Raw genomic sequence first — 19,743 nt, 5'->3', positions numbered from 1 at the left:
ATTAACTCTACCTATTTTGTACTGCTCAGTGCATAGCTCCATTGGCCATTAAATGCCTGATAAGCATTCACTTTAGCAAGCAATGTAGCAATAGTTGTGTCAACAGCGTTTTCTTGTGCCATTAAAACATCCTGGCGTGCATCTAACAACTCTAAGTACGGTATTTGGCCTTCTTCGTACATCGCCTGTGCTTGTAAAAATGCTTTATTTGCAAAGCCATAGCGCTGTTTAGCATAACGCTCTTGCTGTTGTTGATTGACCAACATTTGCAATGAAAGTTCACTTTGAGTCACCGCATTTAATACTATTTGCTGATAGTCGCTGTAGGCAGCTTCACTTAAAAACTGCTGTGCATCGCGCTGGGCAAGGAGTGCGGGGTAACTTAATATTGACCATTGCACTTGGGGGGCTACTTGCCATTGCTGATCAGTATTTTTTAAGCCCGTGCTGTCTATGCTCACTACGCCTGCAAAGGCTGATAAGCTAATATCAGGTAGTAAGGCTTTACTTGCCGCCACACTTAAGCTGTTGGCTTGGCTAAAATCATACAATGCACGGCTTATATCAGGGCGCAGGGCAATGGCGCTATTGGCATTTTTAAGCGCAACGCTAAAGCTTTGCTCCAGCAGGTTTTGCTCATTATCTATCGCAATGTCTTGCGCGAGCTTACCTGTAAGCACAGCTAAAGTTGATAAGTCGCTGTATTTAGCATACTCAATAGCGGGCATTAAGGCTTCTTGCTGCCTAAGCTGTGCCATCGTACGGTTTAGGTCAAGCTCGTTGGCAACGCCTTCATCTACACGTGCTTGAAGTACCTCAATGCTTTGCTCTAATGCGTTAATTTGCATGGCTATAATGTGTTGTTTTTCAACATTACCTTGATAGCTTACAAAACCTTTAACAACAGACGATACCACTTCAATTTGCAGTGAACGTACTTGCTCTGCTTGGCTCATGGCCGATGCATTTGCAGCATCAACCAAAGCAGTAATACGGCCAAATAAATCTAACTGCCAATCAAGTGCTATGTTAGCACTCGATTGACGGTCAAACACACTCGGTGCATCGCTTCGTGCTGCGCCAATACTTACCCCGCCTTGGGGTAAATATTGCGCTTTTTGCTCACCAAGTCGGGCAAGGGTACTTTTTAGCGTTAATTGGCTTGTTTGCAAATTGTAGTTATTGGCAAGTGCGCTATTAACCAAAGCATTTAGCTGCTTTGACTCTAACTTGTGCCACCAATTTGTTTCATCTGCTATGGCAACATTGCTGGCAATATTTGCTTGAGCTACAAAACCGTTAATAGCGTTTTGCTCGCTTTGTGTATCTATTTTGCTAGCGCAACCAGATAAAAAAGCAGCCACTAACACAGCACTTAACGTTAAGCACGTTTTGATAGGTTTAGCGATTAAATTAGTCATGCGATAACCCCTTTGCTCTTTGCTGCTTTTTCACAACTAACATGTAAAATACAGGTGTAAATAATAAGCCAAACACCGTTACCCCTATCATGCCTGCAAATACCGCGTTACCCATTGCGTGGCGCATTTCCGCGCCTGCACCGGTTGCAAGTACCAAAGGTACAACCCCAGCTGTAAAGGCAATTGAGGTCATTAATATTGGACGTAAACGCATACGACACGCCGCTAATATTGCCTCAAAGTGCGTTAACCCACCGCCGTGTTGGTCGCGGGCAAATTCTACCATTAATATGGCGTTTTTAGAGGCGAGTGCCACCAGTACAATTAATGCAATTTGAGTAAATATATTATTGTCTGAGCCTACAAACCACACACCTAATAGTGCTGAGAAAATAGTCATAGGTACAATTAATATTATGGCCAGTGGCAAACGTAAACTTTCGTACTGCGCAGCAAGCACCATAAATACAAGCAACACAACTAATGGGAATACATAAACCATGGTGTTACCTGCAAGTACTTGTTGGTACGTTACTTCTGTCCACTCGTACTCAATACCTGTTGGCAGGTTGTCGGCTAATATTGTTTCAATAGCAGTTTGTGCCTGATCAGAGCTATAACCGGGGGCTGGGCTGCCGTTTAGTTCTGCACTTGGGTAACCGTTGTAATGCATTACACGGTCAGGTCCTATTGTTGGTGTAACTGTAAGTACCGAGCCAAGCGGCACCATATTTCCTGCACTGTTACGTACTTTTAGGTTAAGGATTTGCTCAGGATCAAGACGAAAATCAGCATCAGCTTGCGCATTAACCTGATAAGTACGACCAAACATATTAAAGTCATTCACATATACTGAGCCTAGGTATATTTGCAATGCGTCAAATACTTCATCAAGAGGAATACCTTGAATAAGCGCTTGCTCGCGGTCTATATCAATATCCATTTGCGGTACTTGAATACGGAAACTTGAATATAAGCCCATTAACGCGGGGTCTTGCTGCGCCTTACCAATAATGGTTTGCAAACTATTAAATAGTGCATCAAAGCCTTTATTTGCTCTATCTTCAATTTGCAGTTTAAAGCCACCTGTTGTGCCTAAGCCTTGAATTGGTGGCGGCGGAAATACAGCCACAAATGCTTCATCAATAGCTGCAAAACGCTGGTTTAGCTGCGCAGCAATTGCCATCGCTGATTGACTAGGGTCGGTACGTTTATCAAAGCTCTCAAGTGGCGTAAATACAATGCCGCTATTTGGGCTGTTAGTAAAACCGTTTACTGATAAGCCTGGAAACGCCACGGTGTGTGCAACGCCTGGTACTTCTAATGCTATTTTTTGCATTTGCGAGAGCACATCTTCGGTACGGTCTAAACTGGCTGCATCTGGCAGTTGCGCAATCGCAACTAAATATTGCTTATCCTGCTGTGGAATAAAGCCACCTGGTACGGTATCAAACAATTTAATTGTACCGCCCACCAGCGCAACATAGGCCACCATAACAATAACGCTCATACGTATAAGCTTTTGTACCAGCTTTTCGTAGCCTTTAGCGCCACGGTCAAACACGCGGTTAAACGGTTTAAATAACCACGCACCAAACAGTTTATTAAGTAAACGTGTGAATGCATCTGGTTTTGCATCGTGCGATTTTAATAATAATGCCGATAGCGCAGGCGAAAGGGTTAACGAGTTAAACGCCGAAATAACAGTCGAAATAGTAATTGTTAGTGCAAATTGCTTATAAAACTGACCCGATAAACCGGTAATAAATGCAGTAGGAATAAATACCGCACACAGCACTAACGCTATCGCAATAATTGGCCCGGTGACTTCGCTCATAGCAACACGTGTTGCCTCTAAAGGCGAAAGCCCTTGTTCTATATTTCGCTCTACGTTTTCAACAACAACTATCGCATCATCAACTACAATACCAATTGCCAGTACCAAGCCAAACAGCGAAAGCGTATTAATAGACACGCCTAGCCATTGCATTACAGCAAACGTACCAATTAACGAAATTGGCACCGCAATCAATGGAATGATAGACGCGCGCCACGTTTGTAAAAATACAATAACCACAATTACAACTAATACAATGGCTTCAAGTAGCGTTGCTATAACCGCATCTATTGAACCACGTACAAACACAGTGGGATCGTAAACAATGTCGTACTCAACCCCTGCCGGAAAATCTTGTGATAAACGAGCCATGGTTTCGCGTACTTGATCAGAGAGCTCAATTGCATTTGAACCCGGGCGCTGAAACACTGGCATTGCAAGTGCTGGCTGGTTATCAAGCTCCGCACGAAGTGCATAGGTATCTTGGCCTAAATCAACGCGGGCTACATCAGACAAACGCGTTAATTGCCCCTGTTCGCCCACTTTAATAATGACCTTTTCAAACTCTTCAACACTGTTTAAACGCCCTTTTACATTTAACAAAATTTGAAATTGGCTGTCGTTAGAAATTGGCTGTGCACCTAAGCTACCCGCTGCAACTTGCTGATTTTGCGAGCGCAAAGCAGCCACAACATCGGTGGCTGTAAGCTCACGCGCTGCTAATGCATCTGGGTTTAACCACACACGCATAGAGTACTTACCACCACCAAATAAACGAATATCGCCTACACCTGGTAAACGGGCAATTTCATCTTTAATATGAATGTCGGCATAGTTAGATAAATACGCTGTGTCGTGGCTGTTTTCAGGCGAGTATAAATGCACCACCATGGTTAAATCGGGTGATGATTTTTCTGCTACTACACCTAAGCGCTGCACCTCTTCGGGCAAACGTGGTAATGCACTGTTTACACGGTTTTGTACTTGCACTTGTGCACGGTCTAGGTCGGTGCCTAATGCAAACGTTACCGTAAGTGTCATACGGCCATCGCTGGTGCCTTGAGAAAACATATAAAGCATGTTTTCGGTGCCGTTAATTTCTTGCTCGAGCGGCGTTGCCACAGTTTGCGCAATAACGGTTGGGTTAGCACCTGGGTAATTTGCTGTTACCACTACAGTAGGTGGCACAACCTCTGGGTATTCACTTACAGGAAGTTGAAACAGTGAAATACCACCAGCAATTAAAATAACCAACGACAGCATGGCTGCAAAAATTGGTCGCTGAATAAAAAAGTGTGAAAATTTCATCAATAAACCTTATTGCTTAGCCATTAGCTGCGCGTTGTCGTTTGACAGTGTAAAAGCCACGCCGCTTGTATCAATTGTCACTGTATTTGGCGAAATTGGCATACCTGGGCCTACACGTGCAGGGCCATTTACCGCAATAATATCGCCTTCGTTTAGGCCAGCAGTAACAGCGCGTAACGCACCATAGCGCTCGCCTACTTCTATTAATTTGTATTCAAGCACGTTGTTTTCGCCAACGGTTAATACAAAGCGATTTTTTAAATCGGTACCAATAGCACGCTCAGGAATAATTACTTTTTCGCTCACTTCGTTTGCTGCCAATTTAACGCGAGCAAAAGAACCTGCACGTAGTTGATTGTTGTCTTGTTCAAATACGGCACGTACACGTAAAGTACCCGTTGCTGAATTAATTTGGTTATCAATAAAGTTAATATAGCCTTGATAAGCAAACTCTTTTTGCCCTACCTTTTGCATAACAACTGTTTGGCGGCTTTGTGCGGTTACATCGTTAAAGGCGCTATTCCAAGTACGCTCGTCAACATCAAAGTAGGCATACATCGCTTTATTAGAAACAATTGACGTTAATACACTTTGGCCCGCTAATACGTTATTACCTTTGGTAATATTTGCGCGCGAGATAACACCATCAATCGGCGAAACTACTGATGTAAATTCTAAATCGAGCTTTGCAGAGGTAAGCTGTGCTTGCAGCGCTGCAAGTTGTGCTTCGCGCTGGCGAAGCGTTGAAGTACGTGCCTGTGCTTGTTCTGTTGAAATAGCTTTACGCTCTAATAAGCGTACTGCTCGTTTATCTTCACTTTTTGCTTGTTCAAGTGCAGCTTCTGCGCTGTGTATTTGCGCTTCTAGGCTTGCTACAACTGCTGCAAAAGGGCGTTCGTCAAGTTGAAACAACACATCGCCTTGCTTAACAACATCACCTTCTTTAAATTCAATGCTATCAATCACCCCAGATACACGCGGCATCAGCGCAACTTCTTGCGGCGATTCTAAACGCGTGGTGTAGGTATGCCAGCTTTGTACTGGTTTAATTAAAACTTGTGCTACATCGATAGGTTGTAATTGTTGTTGCTGCGCATTTGGTGCGCTCTCATCGGCACAGCCCGCTAAGGATAGAGTTGCCGCAGCTAATGCAGCAGCAATTAAATGTTTATTCATGAAGACGCTCCTTTATTTATTTACCTGGCATGTTACGGACTATACTTGCGGACAAAAACCATAGATTTATAAATTCATTAATGCCAAAATGGCATCAATAGCATTTATTAGGTGATCATAATGGATACAACAAGCCGGCTTTTAATGCTGCTTGAAGTGGTAGAACAAGGCTCTTTTGCCAAAGCTGCAGAAATAAGAAACATAGACCGCTCTGTTATATCTAAACAAATCAGCCGGTTAGAGGACGAGCTAGGCGTTAGGTTATTAAACCGCACCACCCGTTCGTTTTCGTTAACGGCGGCGGGCGCAGAAATGATTAAAAAAGCGTCAGAGCTAAGAGAGCTACTTGGTGAAACCGTACGTATGGCCGAAAACTACCACTTAGAGCCACGCGGTGTGTTAAAGGTTACCTCGTCGACATTAATTGGTCGGCGTTATTTACAACCTGTGCTTAACGACTTTCAAAAACGTTTTCCACAAGTAGAAGTAGAGCTACGTTTAGACGATAGGCTAGTTGATATTGTATCTGAAGGGTTTGATTTAGCATTTAGAATTGGTGAGCCTAAAGACTCCTCATTAATTGCCCGTAAAATTGCCCGTAACAGACTGCTTATTGTAGCCGCCCCTGAATTTATAAAAACCTATGGTATGCCACAAACCATTGAAGAGCTGGTGCAGTTACCCGCTGCAAGTTATGCAAGTAACGCTATGCGCGTAGAAACCATAGATTACTACGATAGTAAAGGTGAGCCGTGCGAGCTAAAAATAAAAAGCGTGTACAGAGCAAACGACGCTGAAGTACTGCTAATGAAAGCTATTTCAGGGACTACCTACTTTGTTGCGCCAGCATTTATTATCGATAAAGAAATTACACAAGGTCAATTAGTGCCCATTTTAACGGATGTTAAGTTAAAAGAGTTTAGCCATATGTATGCGGTGTACCCACACAGAGACTTACCAGTAAGAACACGTTTATTTTTTGATGCAGTAAGAGAATACCTAGGTAAAGACAAACCAATTTGGGAAAACAACATCCCAAATTTTGAGCAAATGTACTAGCCTCGTACTTAGGCTATTTGAGGCTTTTCAATCAGGTTGGCATTTGCTTGAAAGTACACTTTATTGCGGCCATATTCTTTTGCTTTATACAGTTGTTTATCTGCTTTAATTACAAACTTTTCAAGCGTGTCGCCTTGGCGATACTTAACAACGCCTATACTGGCAGTTACATTTATTTTTAGCCCATCAATCTCAAATGCCGTATTGTTGAGTTTTTCTCTTATGGTTTCGGCCATTGCCAATGCATCACTTTGAGACGCAAAAGAATGTAGTAAAGCAAACTCTTCCCCGCCTACTCTAAATACATACCCTTTTGCCAATACAACCCTTAATAAAGTGGCGACTTCAATCAGCACTTTATCCCCTACTGCGTGGCCATGGGTGTCGTTAACCTGTTTAAAAAAGTCTAGATCGAGTAAAAACAAATAAAGTTGCGACTTATCTTTAAGCTCTACTGCAAAATAATGGTTCATTGATAAACGGTTTGCAGCCCCGGTAAGTGGGTCTAACAAAGCAAGATTTTTTAACCGCTTAGATGATAAAGCACGGCTACCTTCAAAAACATGAGAAATAGCCCAAATACTGATATAAACAAAGGCAAGATTTAAACTGAAATTAAGCGTCGTTAGAGGAAGTTGCGATGATTTTGTTACTAATATGGCACCTTGAAGTACAAAGAGCAAAGCCGATAATACAATGCCATAACGCTTACCTAGCAACAGGTAATACAACACAGGTAACGCAAACGACCACACATACAAACCATTTATTGGCTTTGCTAAATAATTACCTAATACAATAACAAAGGTGACAAATATGCACATAACAACAGATTGCCATACTTCGAGTGCGTGTGTGTTTAATCGGTGGTAGGTGTAGGCACAAAATACAGTGAGCGCTATTTCTAAATAGCCTAATAACGCAAAGTTATTTAAAAAAATATTAAACGCAGCAAAAAACAATGAGACAAAACCAAAACACAAGCACATCCATTTCAGAACGTTTCTTCTTAATGATTTAGTACTACCAAGTGCTGCTATATCCATTCAAAAAACTTAAAATAATAAAAAATTCAGTGTAACCTTAAAATTAAATATAACAAGTAGCTAAATAGGTAAAAACAGTCATTTTATTAAACTGTGTAGCGAAAACAGTAAACTCAGTAGCGAATTACACTACATTTATGCCTTTACCCACCTAACATAGATAAGTTTGTAGTGACCCCGGTGTTACCTTGGTGCAATAAGTGCGTTGGTTTTTTTGTTTTTATGTAACGCGCTAACTGATCAATTAATGCCTGATTAGTGTTATCACTCATGTATTCTCTAAGTGATATACCCTGCTCAGAAAACAAACATAAATGCAGTTTCCCCAGTGATGAAATTCTTAGCCTGTTGCAGGTAGCACAAAAGTCATTACTGTAAGGCATTATTAACCCTATTTTGCCTAAATAATCAGGGTGGTAAAACTCTTGCGCAGGCCCCGCCGTTACATCGCGTATAATGGGCTGCCAACCAGCGCGAAGCAACTGCTCTTTTATGGATTGACCTGATATATGGTTAGCATCAAAAAATGCTTTATTGTCGTTTGTTTGCATTAACTCAATAAAGCGCATCGTTACGGGCCTGTGCTTTAAATAGGCTAAAAAAGGTTCAAGGGCACGACCATTGTACTGTTTCATTAGTACGCTATTTATTTTTACTGAATCTAAGCCGCTCTCTAGGGCCGTGTCTATGCCTTGCATAACCGTGGCAAACTTATCGTTGCCGGTAATGGTATTAAACATACGTGGGTCTAGGCTGTCGATGCTAACATTTATTGCATTGAGCCCTGCGTGTGCCCAATCTTTAACATGTTTATGCATTGAGTAACCATTTGTAGTGGCGGCTATTTTGGTAATACCTTGGGTGTCTTTTGCCGCACGAATTACATCTATAAAATCTTTTCTGAGGGTTGGCTCACCGCCAGTAATGCGTAACTTTGATATGCCATGATGAGCAAAGGCGTTTACGGTATTGCTAATTTCGTTAAGTGAAAGAAAGTCTCGGTCGTGATCGCATTGATAACCATCCGGTAAGCAATACACACACTTAAAATTACATACATCAGTAATAGATAAACGTAGATAACTAAATTTTCGCCCTGCTGGGTCGACTAGCATAAAAAAGCCTTTAACATTTAATAATTCATCGCTAAGTTCAAAGCGCGTAAAGCCTGTGCCCTACGCGCTTTGTTAGCACTTAACTAGGCCGAAAGACCTGCTTTAAGCTCATTGGGTTTCATGGGTAAATTACGTAACCGTACACCGACTGCATTAAATACCGCATTTCCAATAGCTGGCGCAACACCAATTACACCTGGCTCACCTAAGCCCATTGGAAACTCATCACTTTGTACAAACTCTATGTCCATATCGGGCACATCTTGCATTCTAAGTGGTAAGTAAGTGTTAAAGTTAGTGGCTGCTACTTGTCCGTTTTGGTAATTATTTGATTCATGTAACGCAAGGCTTGTACCCCACAATAACGAACCTTCAAGCTGGGCTAGTGCACCATCGGGGTGAACAATTAAACCTGCATCTACCACGGCATAAAGCTTCTTAAGCGTAATTTTGCCATCGCTTTTATTTACGTGCACATGAGCTGCTGTGGCAATCCACGCTGGCATATTACGCTCTTGGCCTGAACTTACTGAAAAACCAATGCCTTCATTTTCACCCAGCTTAACATTTGCGACCTTCGCTGACACTTTTTTAAGTACCGCATTTAAGCGCAGCGCTCCGCCCACGCTTTCAGGGGCTTTACCTGCTTGTTTACCTTTGCCATCGAGCATTGATAAACGAAACTCAACCGGATCAATCCTTTGTTTGTGCGCTATTTCGTCGATAAAAGACTCTAAGCTCCATGCTATCCAACCAGGGCCTACCGAGCGAAGCCAACCTGGGGTAAATGTGCTTTGCGCTAATTCGTTATTAATTGCGCGGGCACGGTGGTTATCCATGCTGTACCAGTGATCGGCTCCAGAGGCTGAAAATGCATCAAACTTACCATTGCCATCAACCCCTGGTGATAAAAAGCCTGGTGCCATTGCTTTTGTTGGCCAACCTGCTGCAAAAGCATGCTCCATTGCACTGAGCTCGCCATTTTCATTAAACGAAGCTGTTAATTTAGCTGTAGAGGCAGAGCGTGATTGATCAAATAAGCTATCATCTGCGCGCGTAAATACCAGTTTTACGGGTTTGCCAATCGCTTTCGCTGTTAATGCTGCAGGCACAGTCCAATCACCAAACAAGCGACGCCCAAATCCACCGCCTAAATAATAAGGACGAATGATAACGTTATTTTGTTCAACCTCTAACGCCTTGGCCAATGCAGGTAATGTTAAAGACTGCCACTGATTACCGGTATGGATAATCCACTTGTCTTGTTTAAACTCTGCCACCGCGTTAAGCGGCTCTAATTGATAATGGCTTGCTGTTGCCGTGGTGTACAGTGACTCAAGAGACTGCGTTGCCTCAGCCTGCATTTTAGCGGTATCACCTTCATTAACAAATAAGGTGCCAGCGTTGCTATCGTTACATAATTTTTCGCCGAGGGATTGAATATCGGCCTCTGTAACATTAGCTGTTTGCCCTTTTTTATAGGTTACTTTTAGCGCATCTACCGCTTTAATAGCACTGGGGTAATTGTCAGCTAAAACCACCACCCAGCCTTGTACGGTATTACTCGGGTCGTTTAAAATCTCAAACCCTTTATAGCCTTTTATTGCTTTTGCAGCGCTATCGTCCACCTGTGTCACTTCACTACCATAACGTGTTGGTGGGATCACAGGGCGCGCATACACCATGCCTTCAAGCTCTACATCTATACCGTATACGGCAGTACCATTTGTTTTTGCCGGAATATCAAGCGCTTTAAAGTCTTGTTTTAAACCCGTTAAGTGGCGTTTATTGGCAGGCTTTAACGGCAGTTTTGCAACTTCTTCACTGCTAAAGGTACGGTTAAACTCACCATTTTTAACAATATCGGCATAACTGAGCGATTTATCGCCTGCAATTATGCGCCCTTTACTTGCGTGGCACTGCTCAGGCTTAACCCCCAGCATACTAGCTCCAGCGTCTATAAGGGCTATACGCCCCGCAGCGCCAGCTTGTGAAAGCGGCTTAAAGCTTTGAAATACAGACCACGAGCCACCTGTAACCATGTAGCCCCACTTTTCGTGAGTATCTACATACGTGATTGATACTTTATCCCAGTCGCACTCAAGCTCATCTGCCACAATACGCGCTAAGGCGGTGCCTACGTGCTGGCCCATTTCAGCTTTGGCAATACTAACGACTACTTCACCTTGCTGGTTCATAGTCCACCAAATTGTGGGTGAAAACGATTGTTTTGCAATCGACTCTTTGGCGCTAAGTTCACCTGAAAATAAAGCCGGAGCAAATGCCATAACCAGGCCAGCAGTTGCTGTACTAATCATAAAAGAGCGACGGTTTAAGTCTACGGTTTCGGTATTTTTTTGAAATAGTTTTTTCATTGTCGGCTCCAGTTACACGTCTAGCTCTTTGGGGTTAAACATTTGTACTGCACTTTGCGATTCATCAGCTGCACGTTGTATAGCCGATTTAATACGCTTGTACGCCATACAGCGGCAGTAGTTGCCATTCATATGATTTACTATTTCTTGATCTGTTGGATTTGGATTGTCTGCTAATAACGTAGCAGCTTGCATAATTTGCCCCGATTGACAGTAACCACACTGAGGTACTTGCTCATCGACCCACGCTTTTTGCAGCGGGTGCGCGTTGTTAAGCCCTTCAATGGTGGTAATGTGTTTTCCTGCCACTGCGCCCACGGGTAATACACACGAGCGGGTTGCTTGCCCATCTAAATGCACGGTACATGCGCCGCACATAGCAATACCACAACCAAACTTAGTTCCTTTTAACCCAATTTCATCGCGAATAACCCACAGCAAAGGTGTATCTGCACTTGCTTGCGATTTAACCTCTTTGCCATTAACTGTAAACGTCACCATAGCTTGCCCCTTGATTAAGCCTAAATAAAATTAAAGTAACGCATGACCCATACACGTTACTTTTTATACCACCGTACGTTGAAACTATTACGCCTTGCATTGCAGCGCACATTTCAAATGCGCGCTGGCATAACTGTTAAAAATTTAATCTCGTTTTGAACGTTTAACCTAAAGTTTAGGCTATATTTTTTAGTTTATTCGCTTACAGTTAGGTTGTTGTTATTATTAATAAACTGCTTTAATTGCTGTTGAGTGTCGATATCTGTGCTTGCCTGCTTAAGTAAAATGGTATTAACGTCAACCTGTGTATCGCGCAGCAAATGTTGAGCGCCTTTATCACAATTTAGCGCTGCGAGTGTTTTAAAATCACAGGCAGGAAATACAGCAGGTACGCCAAGGCGCTCGCCATAATCAGCGCACCAGCGCGACGGGTTGTTGTTAAAATGAGTAATTAAAGTATTTATGTGTGTAGCACTAAGCTCAACCTGATCCGCCAGCATAAATAAAATCCCCTCTAATGAGTGCGCCTTACTTATAGTGTGTGTTGCCAGCGCAATGGATTTTCCTAAGCCTATTTGCCAGTGTGGGTTATGCAGTATTTCAACATTTTTATAGCCACGTAACGCGTGTTCAATTTGCGCATGCCAAGCACCGCTAATAACGTATATGGGTAATGTGTCATCACCTTGTAAGGTATCTACGGCGCGGCAAATCATTGGTTTATTACCTACATCGGCTATAAGCTTACAGCCGTTAAAGCGCGACGATTGCCCAGCGGCTAAAATAACCTTTGCTATGCGCACCTTAGTTGCCCCAATTACTTAACGATGTAGCATTTTTATTAGCAAATACCGCATGAATTTCGCTAATGAGCGACAAAGCTATGCTCTCTGGCGAGTCGCCTCCCAAATTAAGCCCAACAGGACCAAATACAGGCGCTACTACCTTATTTACCGTTGTATTTGCATGTTCAAACACTTGCGCTCGGCGATGTGCAGGCCCCAGTAATCCCATGTACTTTAGTTGGCTTTGCTCAAGTGCGGCTAACGCCTGTGAGTCAAGCTCTACACTGTGGGCCATTAAAACAGCGGCATCCACTTTGTGCTGTTCGCAAAATTGTTTAAGGTGCGCAGCTGGGCAACGCAAAATATTATCGGCCTGCTTAAAGTAGTCTCTTTTAGCATTTGCAGCTCGGCTATCCCATACACTTACCATCCACCCGAGTTGTTTAGCAAACGCGTATACCGGTATCGCATCAGCGCCACCGCCAACAATTAATAAATGTGCGCTGGGGTAAATAGCCACTTCTAAACGTTGGACTTTATCTTGCTCTAAAAGCGTTGCTTTGCGGTTTAAAGATAAGTTGTGCTGCTGCGCCACGGTTTTAAAAACGCCAGACCCCTTTGCCACCAAAGGTTTAATTTGCTGTGTGTAGTGCCCCGATTGCTTATTTTTAAGCGCATTAAACATGCTATCTAATTGTAAGTATTCGTTTTCACTATTAACGCTTTGCAAAATAATATGCACCACACCACCACAGCCAATTCCTAGCTGAAATGTTAAGTCGTCTTCATCGGTTGCATCGTAGGTAATAGTTTTAGAATGTAATGAGGTCATAACCTGTTTGGCGTGGCGCTGAATATCAGCCTCTAAACAGCCACCCGAAAGCATGCCTAAGCGTTGGCCAAGGCTCGAAATAAGCATCATCGCGCCCAATTTTCGATAGCTAGACCCTTCAATTTGGTACAAGGTTGCGAGCACCCATTGTTGTTCATCACGAAGCGGATACCACGTATTGAGCATTCCTTTTAAATCAGTAACCATAAACTGCAGCCATTACAAACCTTAATATGCGCGCGTTTTAATTATCACCATGGTGTCGCTTTGCTTCATTTGTTAGATATAACGAGGATAATCAAGCAACAAATAAGTGAGAAGCGTACGTGATATATTTTAAAATCGATCAGATAGGACGTTATTAAATATGAAATATTATCTTAGCATTTATCGAGGGCGAGGTGACCTGTGTGGATTGAAATTTTTCACTCTAGGTGCAATTAAATCGCCTTCAAAGGCTTTGCCCTGACTAAAAACCAAACGCCCTGTTGTAAATTCATCCACCGCAGTACGCCACGCCCTAACTTCCTTAATAAGCGTATAATTTATAAAATGTTACACATGCTTAATTAGCAAACAATACGTTAGCTTTTTGGCTAATGCGAGCCTTGGCTTAAATAAGCATTAATCTTCAATTAAATCGGTGAGCGTATTAATTAGCTCATCAAACTCATCATTTACACTCTCGCGTTGCTGCTCACTCAATGTGGTATTTAGTTCAATAAGTAGGTTTACATAGAGCGCTAAGTTTGCATCATTACTGGCTAATAGCTCTTCTCTCATATACGCTTCTCGCTGTGTAATTACATAGCTTAATTGTTTTACAAATTCAGCCTCACTGAGCGCTTTATTTAAAAGTACTTGCTGCGCTGCATTTAAACGCGTTTGCTTGTACTGATGCCAAAGTAATGAAGAGTCATAATGAGCATTGTTAGCTTGGGTAATAAGCTGCGTTTGCACAGGGGTTAACTTTCCTAGCCATTGTTTGTAGTAATCAAGCTGCCTTTCTAGGCGCTCGCTTTTGCGCTCCTGCGCTGTTAATTCAGTAAACTCTTCGTATTCTTCGTTAATTTGCGTTTGGATATTAGCAATAAGCTCTTCGCGCTGCGCATAAGAAAGCGTAAGCCCTAACTGCGCGAGCGGTATATGCGCATGTTCAAGAATGTTTTGAAAATGAGCTCTGGCCAATACCACTTGCGACTTTAGTTGCTGATAGTCTAACTGCTGATTAAATAACCCTTTTAAATTTAGGATATCTTGCTTGTAGGCGGGTAATTGCGTGGTGCGGTGCCACTGCTGGGTTGTGTTAATAATACTTTTGAGTTGCTTGTTTTGCTGCTTATTTAGGTCAATGTAGTCATCTACCCAAAACGACGAAAGCCACGTTAAGTTATTATAAGTAAACGAAGCCGAACAACTACACAAAAAGAGCAGACTGAGCGCAATGGCTACGCGCGAAACTTTTATATTTTTTATTTTAAACATGAAATCCTCAACTAACGCTTTCTCTCAAACTCTCACATAATACGCAAAGATGTTAATTTATTTTAATTGATAATAATTATTATTTACTGTTGACACGCCGTCAAATCTAAATAATAATTAATCGCATAAACAAAGTGTAACGACCTCAGTGCCCAAGGAAGAAATACAGCATGGATGCTGACATTTTGTTTTAAGCGCATGACTGCTTAATGGCTATTATTTACTCGACCCAAGTAATAGCATAAAAGTTCATCTCTACTTGCTACATTGCTCATATTAGTGACGGTTAATATGACATTAAAAGCGCAGGCCTTGGCTTGCGCTTTTTTACTGCTTTAAATTTTCTGTAATATCTGTATCTTACGCTTATAAACAACGCATTATTAGCAATATAATTGCTTATTTAAGCTATAATTACCACAACAGCTTGGCTAAGTGTTAAACGAGCATATAATCACCAAAGCGTTAGTATTTCATTTAACCCCAAGCACTTGCACCATTTTATACGTGGTTATTAAATAGTAAGTACAAAGTGTTGCAATAAAACAGGTTTTTATACATACACATTGCAACTATTACCTATTGGAGACATGGCTATGTCACAGTTTAATTTAAAAGCATTAATACTCACTGGCGTTTTGCTTTCAAGCCCATTTGCACATGCAACTCTTGAAGACGGTATAAGAGCTGCCAACGAAGGCGAGTTTGCGACGGCACTAAAAGAATTTGAATATTTAGCTGATAAAGGCTTTGCCCCTGGTATTTACGAACTAGGTAAACTTTACGAGGGCGGCTATGGTGTTACACGCGACTACTTTAAAGCGGCAGAGCTTTATAAAGAAGGCGTTAAAAAAAATCACGCTGACTCAATGTTTGCGCTAGCGGTTTTATACGATGAAGGCAAAGGCGTAAAGCTTGATAAGCAAATGGCGGTTACGTTATTTGAAAAAGCAGCGAAAAAAAACCTCCCCGCCGCACAATTTAATTTAGGTGTTATGTATGCAAATGGCGAGGGCGTAACGCGCGATTATAAACAAGCCAGAACGTGGTACGAAAAAGCCGCTGCTAATAACTACTCACTGGCGCAATTTAATCTGGCGCTCATGTATTTTGAAGGCCTAGGCATGCCAAAAGACTTAGAGAAGTCGTATGTGTGGAACACCATTGCAGAATACAACGGCAACATGCAAGCAAGCCATAGCCGTAAGCTAGATGAGCGTAAAATGCTACCTAAAGAAATAGAAGAAGCAAAAGAAAAAGCCGACAAAATCTACGAAAAAATACTCGCAGGCACGTACGCCGGTGAAGGTCGCTTATTTTAATTTGCGCCTAGCTAAACCTGAGCGTTACACAAGGGCAAATGCATCTCGCATTTGTCCTTTTTTATATCAATTTACTTAATATATAAAAATTTAAGCAACTTAATAATAAGGTTGCTCTGTTTGAGTAAAAGCGCGGTACGCGGGTTAAACGTGCTAGACACCAAGGTGTTTTTTGCATGACTAAAGGTTAAAAACCCTTCTTTACCATGATAGTGCCCCATTCCTGAATGCCCAACGCCACCAAATGGCACATCGTCTGCTGTCACCTGTACTAAGGCATCGTTTACAGCAACTGTACCACTTAATGTTTGCTCCATGATGTAATCTTGAGCGTGCTTATCTTGGCCTAAAATATATAGCGCTAAAGGGTGATTATGCGATTTTATGTAGCTAATTGCCTCATCGATCTTTTCGTAGGTTTTAATAGGCAAAATGGGGCCAAATAACTCATCTTGCATTAGCGTCATATCATCGCTAGGTGCGGTAACAATATGCAAACCCATTCTATGCTTTTGTTTGTCTTGCTGGTTTTGATCTAGCGGCTTAATAACTTGCGCACCTAACTGCTGTGCTTGTGCTAAATACCCTTCTAAGCGAGTGTAATGCGCATCGCTAATAATTGACGTTAAGTTTTTGCCTTCAACCCCGTCTTTAAAGTGCTTTTTATAAAGCTCGCACAATTGCTGCACCAGCTGATGCTCAAGGGCCTTAGGTACAAATACATAATCTGGGGCTACACAAATTTGCCCCGCATTGGCCATTTTACCAAACAATAATGTTTGCGCTGCTTTTTTAATATTAGCTTGCTCAGTAATGATCACCGGCGACTTACCACCAAGCTCCAAGGTAACAGGAGTTAAATTTTCACTGGCCGCTTTCATAACCAGCTTGCCCACTGACGTTGAGCCAGTAAACAGCAGATGTGCAAATGGCAGTGCAGAAAACTCACTCGCTACATCGCTTGCCCCTAACACCACTTTACAATGCGCTTGTAGCTCGTCTGCAAATATTTTTTCGATGACTGCATTAGTATGCGGGGTAAACTCGCTGAGCTTAAGCATAACTCTATTACCCGCAGCAATGGCGGTAATAACAGGCACTAATGCCAATTGTATGGGGTAATTCCATGGTGCAATCACGCCAACTACACCAAGTGGCTGGTAAGTCACACTCACTTTTGATGGCCACAAACTTAAGCTAGTTGAGCGCTTACTGGGTTTCGCCCATTTTGGCAATTTTTTAATAATGTGCGCTAAGCCCTGAACCGTTGGCAGAATATCGCCAAGTAACGTATCGAACGCGGTTCTGTAGCCAAAGTCTTTTGATGCTGCATCGATAAGCGCTTGTTCATTACTAACAATGCGTTTGTGCAACGTTTTTAATAATACGATACGCTTATCTATCGGGAGGTACGACTGGGCTAAAAAGCTATTTTGCAGCTCATTAAACGTATCGCTGAGTGACGGTGTGTGTGTGCTATCAGTATCCAAAGGTGCTACTCGTGTATCATTTTGCTACGACTATAACGCCGTTCTGATTTTCGAGCAATAACACTAACTATCTAAAAATTACCGTTTTTGTAGGAACAAATAGCCACAATTAATCACTACTCGCTCAATAATTTAGCCCTTAAATTACTTTTATTTAGCTCGTTAGCGGCTCACAAGGCAGCGTAATAATAAATTTAGCGCCGCCTTGCTCGCGGTTCTGTGCGCTTAGCGTGCCATTAAGCGCGCTAATAATTTGCTTAGAAATACACAACCCAAGCCCTAGCCCATCAACCGATTTAGTACTGTAAAAAGGCTCAAAAATAGTCTCTATATCGTGCACTTCTATGCCTGGACCGGTATCTTCAATACACAGTTGCACACTATTATTTAGATAATTGGCACTGATACTCAGCTCGCGAGTAATACACCCTTGCATTGCTTGGCTGGCATTCGATATTAAGTTAACTAACACTTCTTCAAAGGCCGCTTTATCTGCTAACACGTTTAATTGGCTGTCAATTTTAGGCGGTAAAACACTTATATTGTCCTGCTTTAGCTGGTTTTTATTAATCTCAAGTGCCTTGGCTACTGATTCACTTAATGGCACTTCGCTAATAATCGTTTTTGCAGAATCAGAAAAATAATTTAGCTGTGCAACTATCTTATGCACTCTTGCTACTAAGGATTCAATAAACTGTAAATTTTCGTTTAGGGCTTCAAACTTTCCTTTAGCTAGCAAGCGCTTAGCACTGGCTAAGTAAGTATTAATGGTATTAAGCGGGTGATTAATTTCGTGGTTAAAGCCCATGCTAAGCTGGCCAATTGTTGCAAGCTTAGTTGATTGTACAAGCGCATCTTGCTGTGCTTTAAAAGCATTGGTACGTGCACTAATTTCCTGACTGACACTGTGATGGGAATAAACCAGCTTTTTAACGCCAACAAAGCGCCTTAAAACAACATACCCTAGGGCAATAATAAGCGCATAAATTATCACAAAGCCAAATAACGCCGGTAATTGGGCAATATTAGCATTAGATACATTTACTAATACGGTAACCGATGCGTTCAAAAAGCGTAATTTTTGCTCTACCGATAAATAGTTATGCTCATCAATTGTGCTAAACAGTAACCTTTGTGATGTGTAATTTGAATGGGCAATCAGCTTAGGTTGATAATCTAAATACGCACGACGCTGAGCGATATCTCGACGATGAGTAATATCGAGTGTAGAAAACGTATTCAGGCGCCAGTTTTCCATATCTGAAATAGCAATTACGCTATCTTCTAGCTGCACATAAAAGTGGCTGCCTTTGGCGGTATTTAAAAGCTCACGGTCACTTTCAAATTTGTTCACATTAACTTTTAAAACAACAACACCTACCGCTTGATTATTGTTATAAATGGCTTGTGAAAAATAGATGCCTCGCTCTTTTGTACGCATACCTACGGCAAAATACGCTACTTTTTCACCTGCAAATGCGCGCTTAAAATACGGTCTAAACGACAGATCGCTGCCTAAAAAGTTATGATCGGCCTGCCAGTTACTGCTTGCAATCACAGCGCCTTGTTCATCAAGAATATAAATATCTGAGGCACCACTGGCTTGTTGTATATCAGCTAAGTAGTTATTAATCTTTTTTTCGTTATTTTGCGCCGCACCTAAAAAATCAATAACCTCATTGTTATAGGTAAGAAGCTGAGGAATTTTTGAAAAACGCGCAAGCTCAGCATCAATATAATGCTTTAACTGAGTTGCTTGCTGGGCTGCTTTTTGCTCGGCCTGATTATAATAATGAGTTCGGCCATAGCAAAACACGACCGACAATAGCACTATCAGTACAACAAAAGATAAAAGAAGTTTTTTAGAAAAGGAGAACATGCCCTAGCTCACAACAAAATAGCTATAAAATTTAAGGGCGCTAGTTTAACGGGTTATGGGCGCTAACAACAGAAACTTTGTGTTAACAAATACAATAAATCTTAATTTATTT

14 protein-coding genes are annotated in these 19,743 nt (G+C 41.9%); 2 read left to right on the top strand and 12 right to left on the bottom strand.

Annotated features, from left to right (window positions below; translation table 11 throughout):
* Nucleotides 1–11 precede the first annotated feature (11 nt).
* Genes MTF68_RS05810 through MTF68_RS05800 form a run of 3 tightly spaced genes read right to left on the bottom strand, consistent with a single transcriptional unit; the run spans nt 12 to nt 5,742 of the window.
* Nucleotides 12–1,421, bottom strand: a complete 1,410-nt coding sequence (locus tag MTF68_RS05810) for a TolC family protein (protein WP_248461957.1) — start codon at nt 1,419–1,421, stop codon at nt 12–14.
* A complete protein-coding gene (locus tag MTF68_RS05805) occupies nt 1,414–4,566 on the bottom strand; it encodes a multidrug efflux RND transporter permease subunit (RefSeq protein ID WP_248461956.1) in 3,153 nt (1,050 codons plus the stop codon). Before MTF68_RS05805 ends, MTF68_RS05810 begins: the two co-directional genes overlap by 8 nt.
* A 9-nt stretch (nt 4,567–4,575) precedes the next feature.
* On the bottom strand, nt 4,576–5,742 hold the full coding sequence (locus tag MTF68_RS05800; protein ID WP_024032205.1) for an efflux RND transporter periplasmic adaptor subunit: 1,167 nt from the start codon (nt 5,740–5,742) through the stop codon (nt 4,576–4,578).
* A gap of 120 nt (nt 5,743–5,862) precedes the next feature.
* Here MTF68_RS05800 and MTF68_RS05795 point away from each other — a divergent pair, with 120 nt between their 5' ends.
* Nucleotides 5,863–6,801: a LysR substrate-binding domain-containing protein gene (locus tag MTF68_RS05795; protein WP_004588705.1), complete on the top strand. Its 939-nt coding sequence runs from the start codon at nt 5,863–5,865 to the stop codon at nt 6,799–6,801.
* An 8-nt stretch (nt 6,802–6,809) separates the two neighbouring features.
* On the opposite strand, the gene MTF68_RS05790 is transcribed toward MTF68_RS05795, so the two are convergent.
* The 7 genes from MTF68_RS05790 to MTF68_RS05760 all read right to left on the bottom strand — a co-directional run bounded on the left by MTF68_RS05790 (nt 6,810) and on the right by MTF68_RS05760 (nt 14,940).
* The gene (locus MTF68_RS05790) at nt 6,810–7,847 is read right to left on the bottom strand and encodes a GGDEF domain-containing protein (RefSeq protein ID WP_248461955.1); all 1,038 of its coding nucleotides are present in this window, start codon (nt 7,845–7,847) and stop codon (nt 6,810–6,812) included.
* 143 nt (nt 7,848–7,990) lie between these two features.
* Nucleotides 7,991–8,962 carry a GTP 3',8-cyclase MoaA gene (gene moaA / locus MTF68_RS05785; protein ID WP_248461954.1) on the bottom strand — a complete coding sequence of 324 codons (972 nt, stop codon included), beginning with the start codon at nt 8,960–8,962 and terminating at the stop codon, nt 7,991–7,993.
* Nucleotides 8,963–9,045: 83 nt separating this feature from the next.
* Nucleotides 9,046–11,337, bottom strand: a complete 2,292-nt coding sequence (locus tag MTF68_RS05780; RefSeq protein WP_248461953.1) for a molybdopterin cofactor-binding domain-containing protein — start codon at nt 11,335–11,337, stop codon at nt 9,046–9,048.
* Nucleotides 11,338–11,349: 12 nt separating this feature from the next.
* Complete coding sequence (locus MTF68_RS05775) at nt 11,350–11,838, bottom strand: (2Fe-2S)-binding protein (protein WP_248461952.1); 489 nt, start codon at nt 11,836–11,838, stop codon at nt 11,350–11,352.
* A 194-nt stretch (nt 11,839–12,032) separates the two neighbouring features.
* Nucleotides 12,033–12,641 carry a nucleotidyltransferase family protein gene (locus tag MTF68_RS05770; protein WP_138579075.1) on the bottom strand — a complete coding sequence of 203 codons (609 nt, stop codon included), beginning with the start codon at nt 12,639–12,641 and terminating at the stop codon, nt 12,033–12,035.
* A 1-nt stretch (nt 12,642) separates the two neighbouring features.
* Nucleotides 12,643–13,662 (bottom strand): XdhC/CoxI family protein, encoded by a 1,020-nt coding sequence (locus tag MTF68_RS05765; RefSeq protein WP_248461951.1) that lies wholly within the window; start codon nt 13,660–13,662, stop codon nt 12,643–12,645.
* 417 nt (nt 13,663–14,079) lie between these two features.
* Nucleotides 14,080–14,940 carry a DUF6279 family lipoprotein gene (locus MTF68_RS05760; RefSeq protein WP_248461950.1) on the bottom strand — a complete coding sequence of 287 codons (861 nt, stop codon included), beginning with the start codon at nt 14,938–14,940 and terminating at the stop codon, nt 14,080–14,082.
* Nucleotides 14,941–15,536: 596 nt separating this feature from the next.
* Here MTF68_RS05760 and MTF68_RS05755 point away from each other — a divergent pair.
* Nucleotides 15,537–16,262 carry a tetratricopeptide repeat protein gene (locus tag MTF68_RS05755; RefSeq protein ID WP_024032214.1) on the top strand — a complete coding sequence of 242 codons (726 nt, stop codon included), beginning with the start codon at nt 15,537–15,539 and terminating at the stop codon, nt 16,260–16,262.
* A gap of 71 nt (nt 16,263–16,333) precedes the next feature.
* Here the strand turns inward: MTF68_RS05755 and MTF68_RS05750 are convergent, their stop codons facing one another.
* Nucleotides 16,334–17,752, bottom strand: a complete 1,419-nt coding sequence (locus tag MTF68_RS05750; RefSeq protein ID WP_248461949.1) for a coniferyl aldehyde dehydrogenase — start codon at nt 17,750–17,752, stop codon at nt 16,334–16,336.
* A gap of 154 nt (nt 17,753–17,906) precedes the next feature.
* A complete protein-coding gene (locus MTF68_RS05745) occupies nt 17,907–19,631 on the bottom strand; it encodes an ATP-binding protein (protein ID WP_248461948.1) in 1,725 nt (574 codons plus the stop codon).
* Nucleotides 19,632–19,743: the final 112 nt, after the last annotated feature.

The organism is Pseudoalteromonas sp. 2CM37A, assembly GCF_023161885.1.
Classification (GTDB): domain Bacteria; phylum Pseudomonadota; class Gammaproteobacteria; order Enterobacterales; family Alteromonadaceae; genus Pseudoalteromonas; species Pseudoalteromonas atlantica.
Note: the sequence above shows the minus strand (reverse complement) of the source record. Positions and strands in the feature narration are given on the sequence as shown.

What these genes read in the sequence shown, in the direction of transcription:
- MTF68_RS05810 (WP_248461957.1), bottom strand. Translation starts at nt 1,421, where the DNA reads ATGACTAATTTAATCGCTAAACCTATCAAAACGTGCTTAACGTTAAGT.
- MTF68_RS05805 (WP_248461956.1), bottom strand. Translation starts at nt 4,566, where the DNA reads ATGAAATTTTCACACTTTTTTATTCAGCGACCAATTTTTGCAGCCATG.
- MTF68_RS05800 (WP_024032205.1), bottom strand. Translation starts at nt 5,742, where the DNA reads ATGAATAAACATTTAATTGCTGCTGCATTAGCTGCGGCAACTCTATCC.
- MTF68_RS05795 (WP_004588705.1), top strand. Translation starts at nt 5,863, where the DNA reads ATGGATACAACAAGCCGGCTTTTAATGCTGCTTGAAGTGGTAGAACAA.
- MTF68_RS05790 (WP_248461955.1), bottom strand. Translation starts at nt 7,847, where the DNA reads ATGGATATAGCAGCACTTGGTAGTACTAAATCATTAAGAAGAAACGTT.
- moaA (WP_248461954.1), bottom strand. Translation starts at nt 8,962, where the DNA reads ATGCTAGTCGACCCAGCAGGGCGAAAATTTAGTTATCTACGTTTATCT.
- MTF68_RS05780 (WP_248461953.1), bottom strand. Translation starts at nt 11,337, where the DNA reads ATGAAAAAACTATTTCAAAAAAATACCGAAACCGTAGACTTAAACCGT.
- MTF68_RS05775 (WP_248461952.1), bottom strand. Translation starts at nt 11,838, where the DNA reads ATGGTGACGTTTACAGTTAATGGCAAAGAGGTTAAATCGCAAGCAAGT.
- MTF68_RS05765 (WP_248461951.1), bottom strand. Translation starts at nt 13,662, where the DNA reads ATGGTTACTGATTTAAAAGGAATGCTCAATACGTGGTATCCGCTTCGT.
- MTF68_RS05760 (WP_248461950.1), bottom strand. Translation starts at nt 14,940, where the DNA reads ATGTTTAAAATAAAAAATATAAAAGTTTCGCGCGTAGCCATTGCGCTC.
- MTF68_RS05755 (WP_024032214.1), top strand. Translation starts at nt 15,537, where the DNA reads ATGTCACAGTTTAATTTAAAAGCATTAATACTCACTGGCGTTTTGCTT.
- MTF68_RS05745 (WP_248461948.1), bottom strand. Translation starts at nt 19,631, where the DNA reads ATGTTCTCCTTTTCTAAAAAACTTCTTTTATCTTTTGTTGTACTGATA.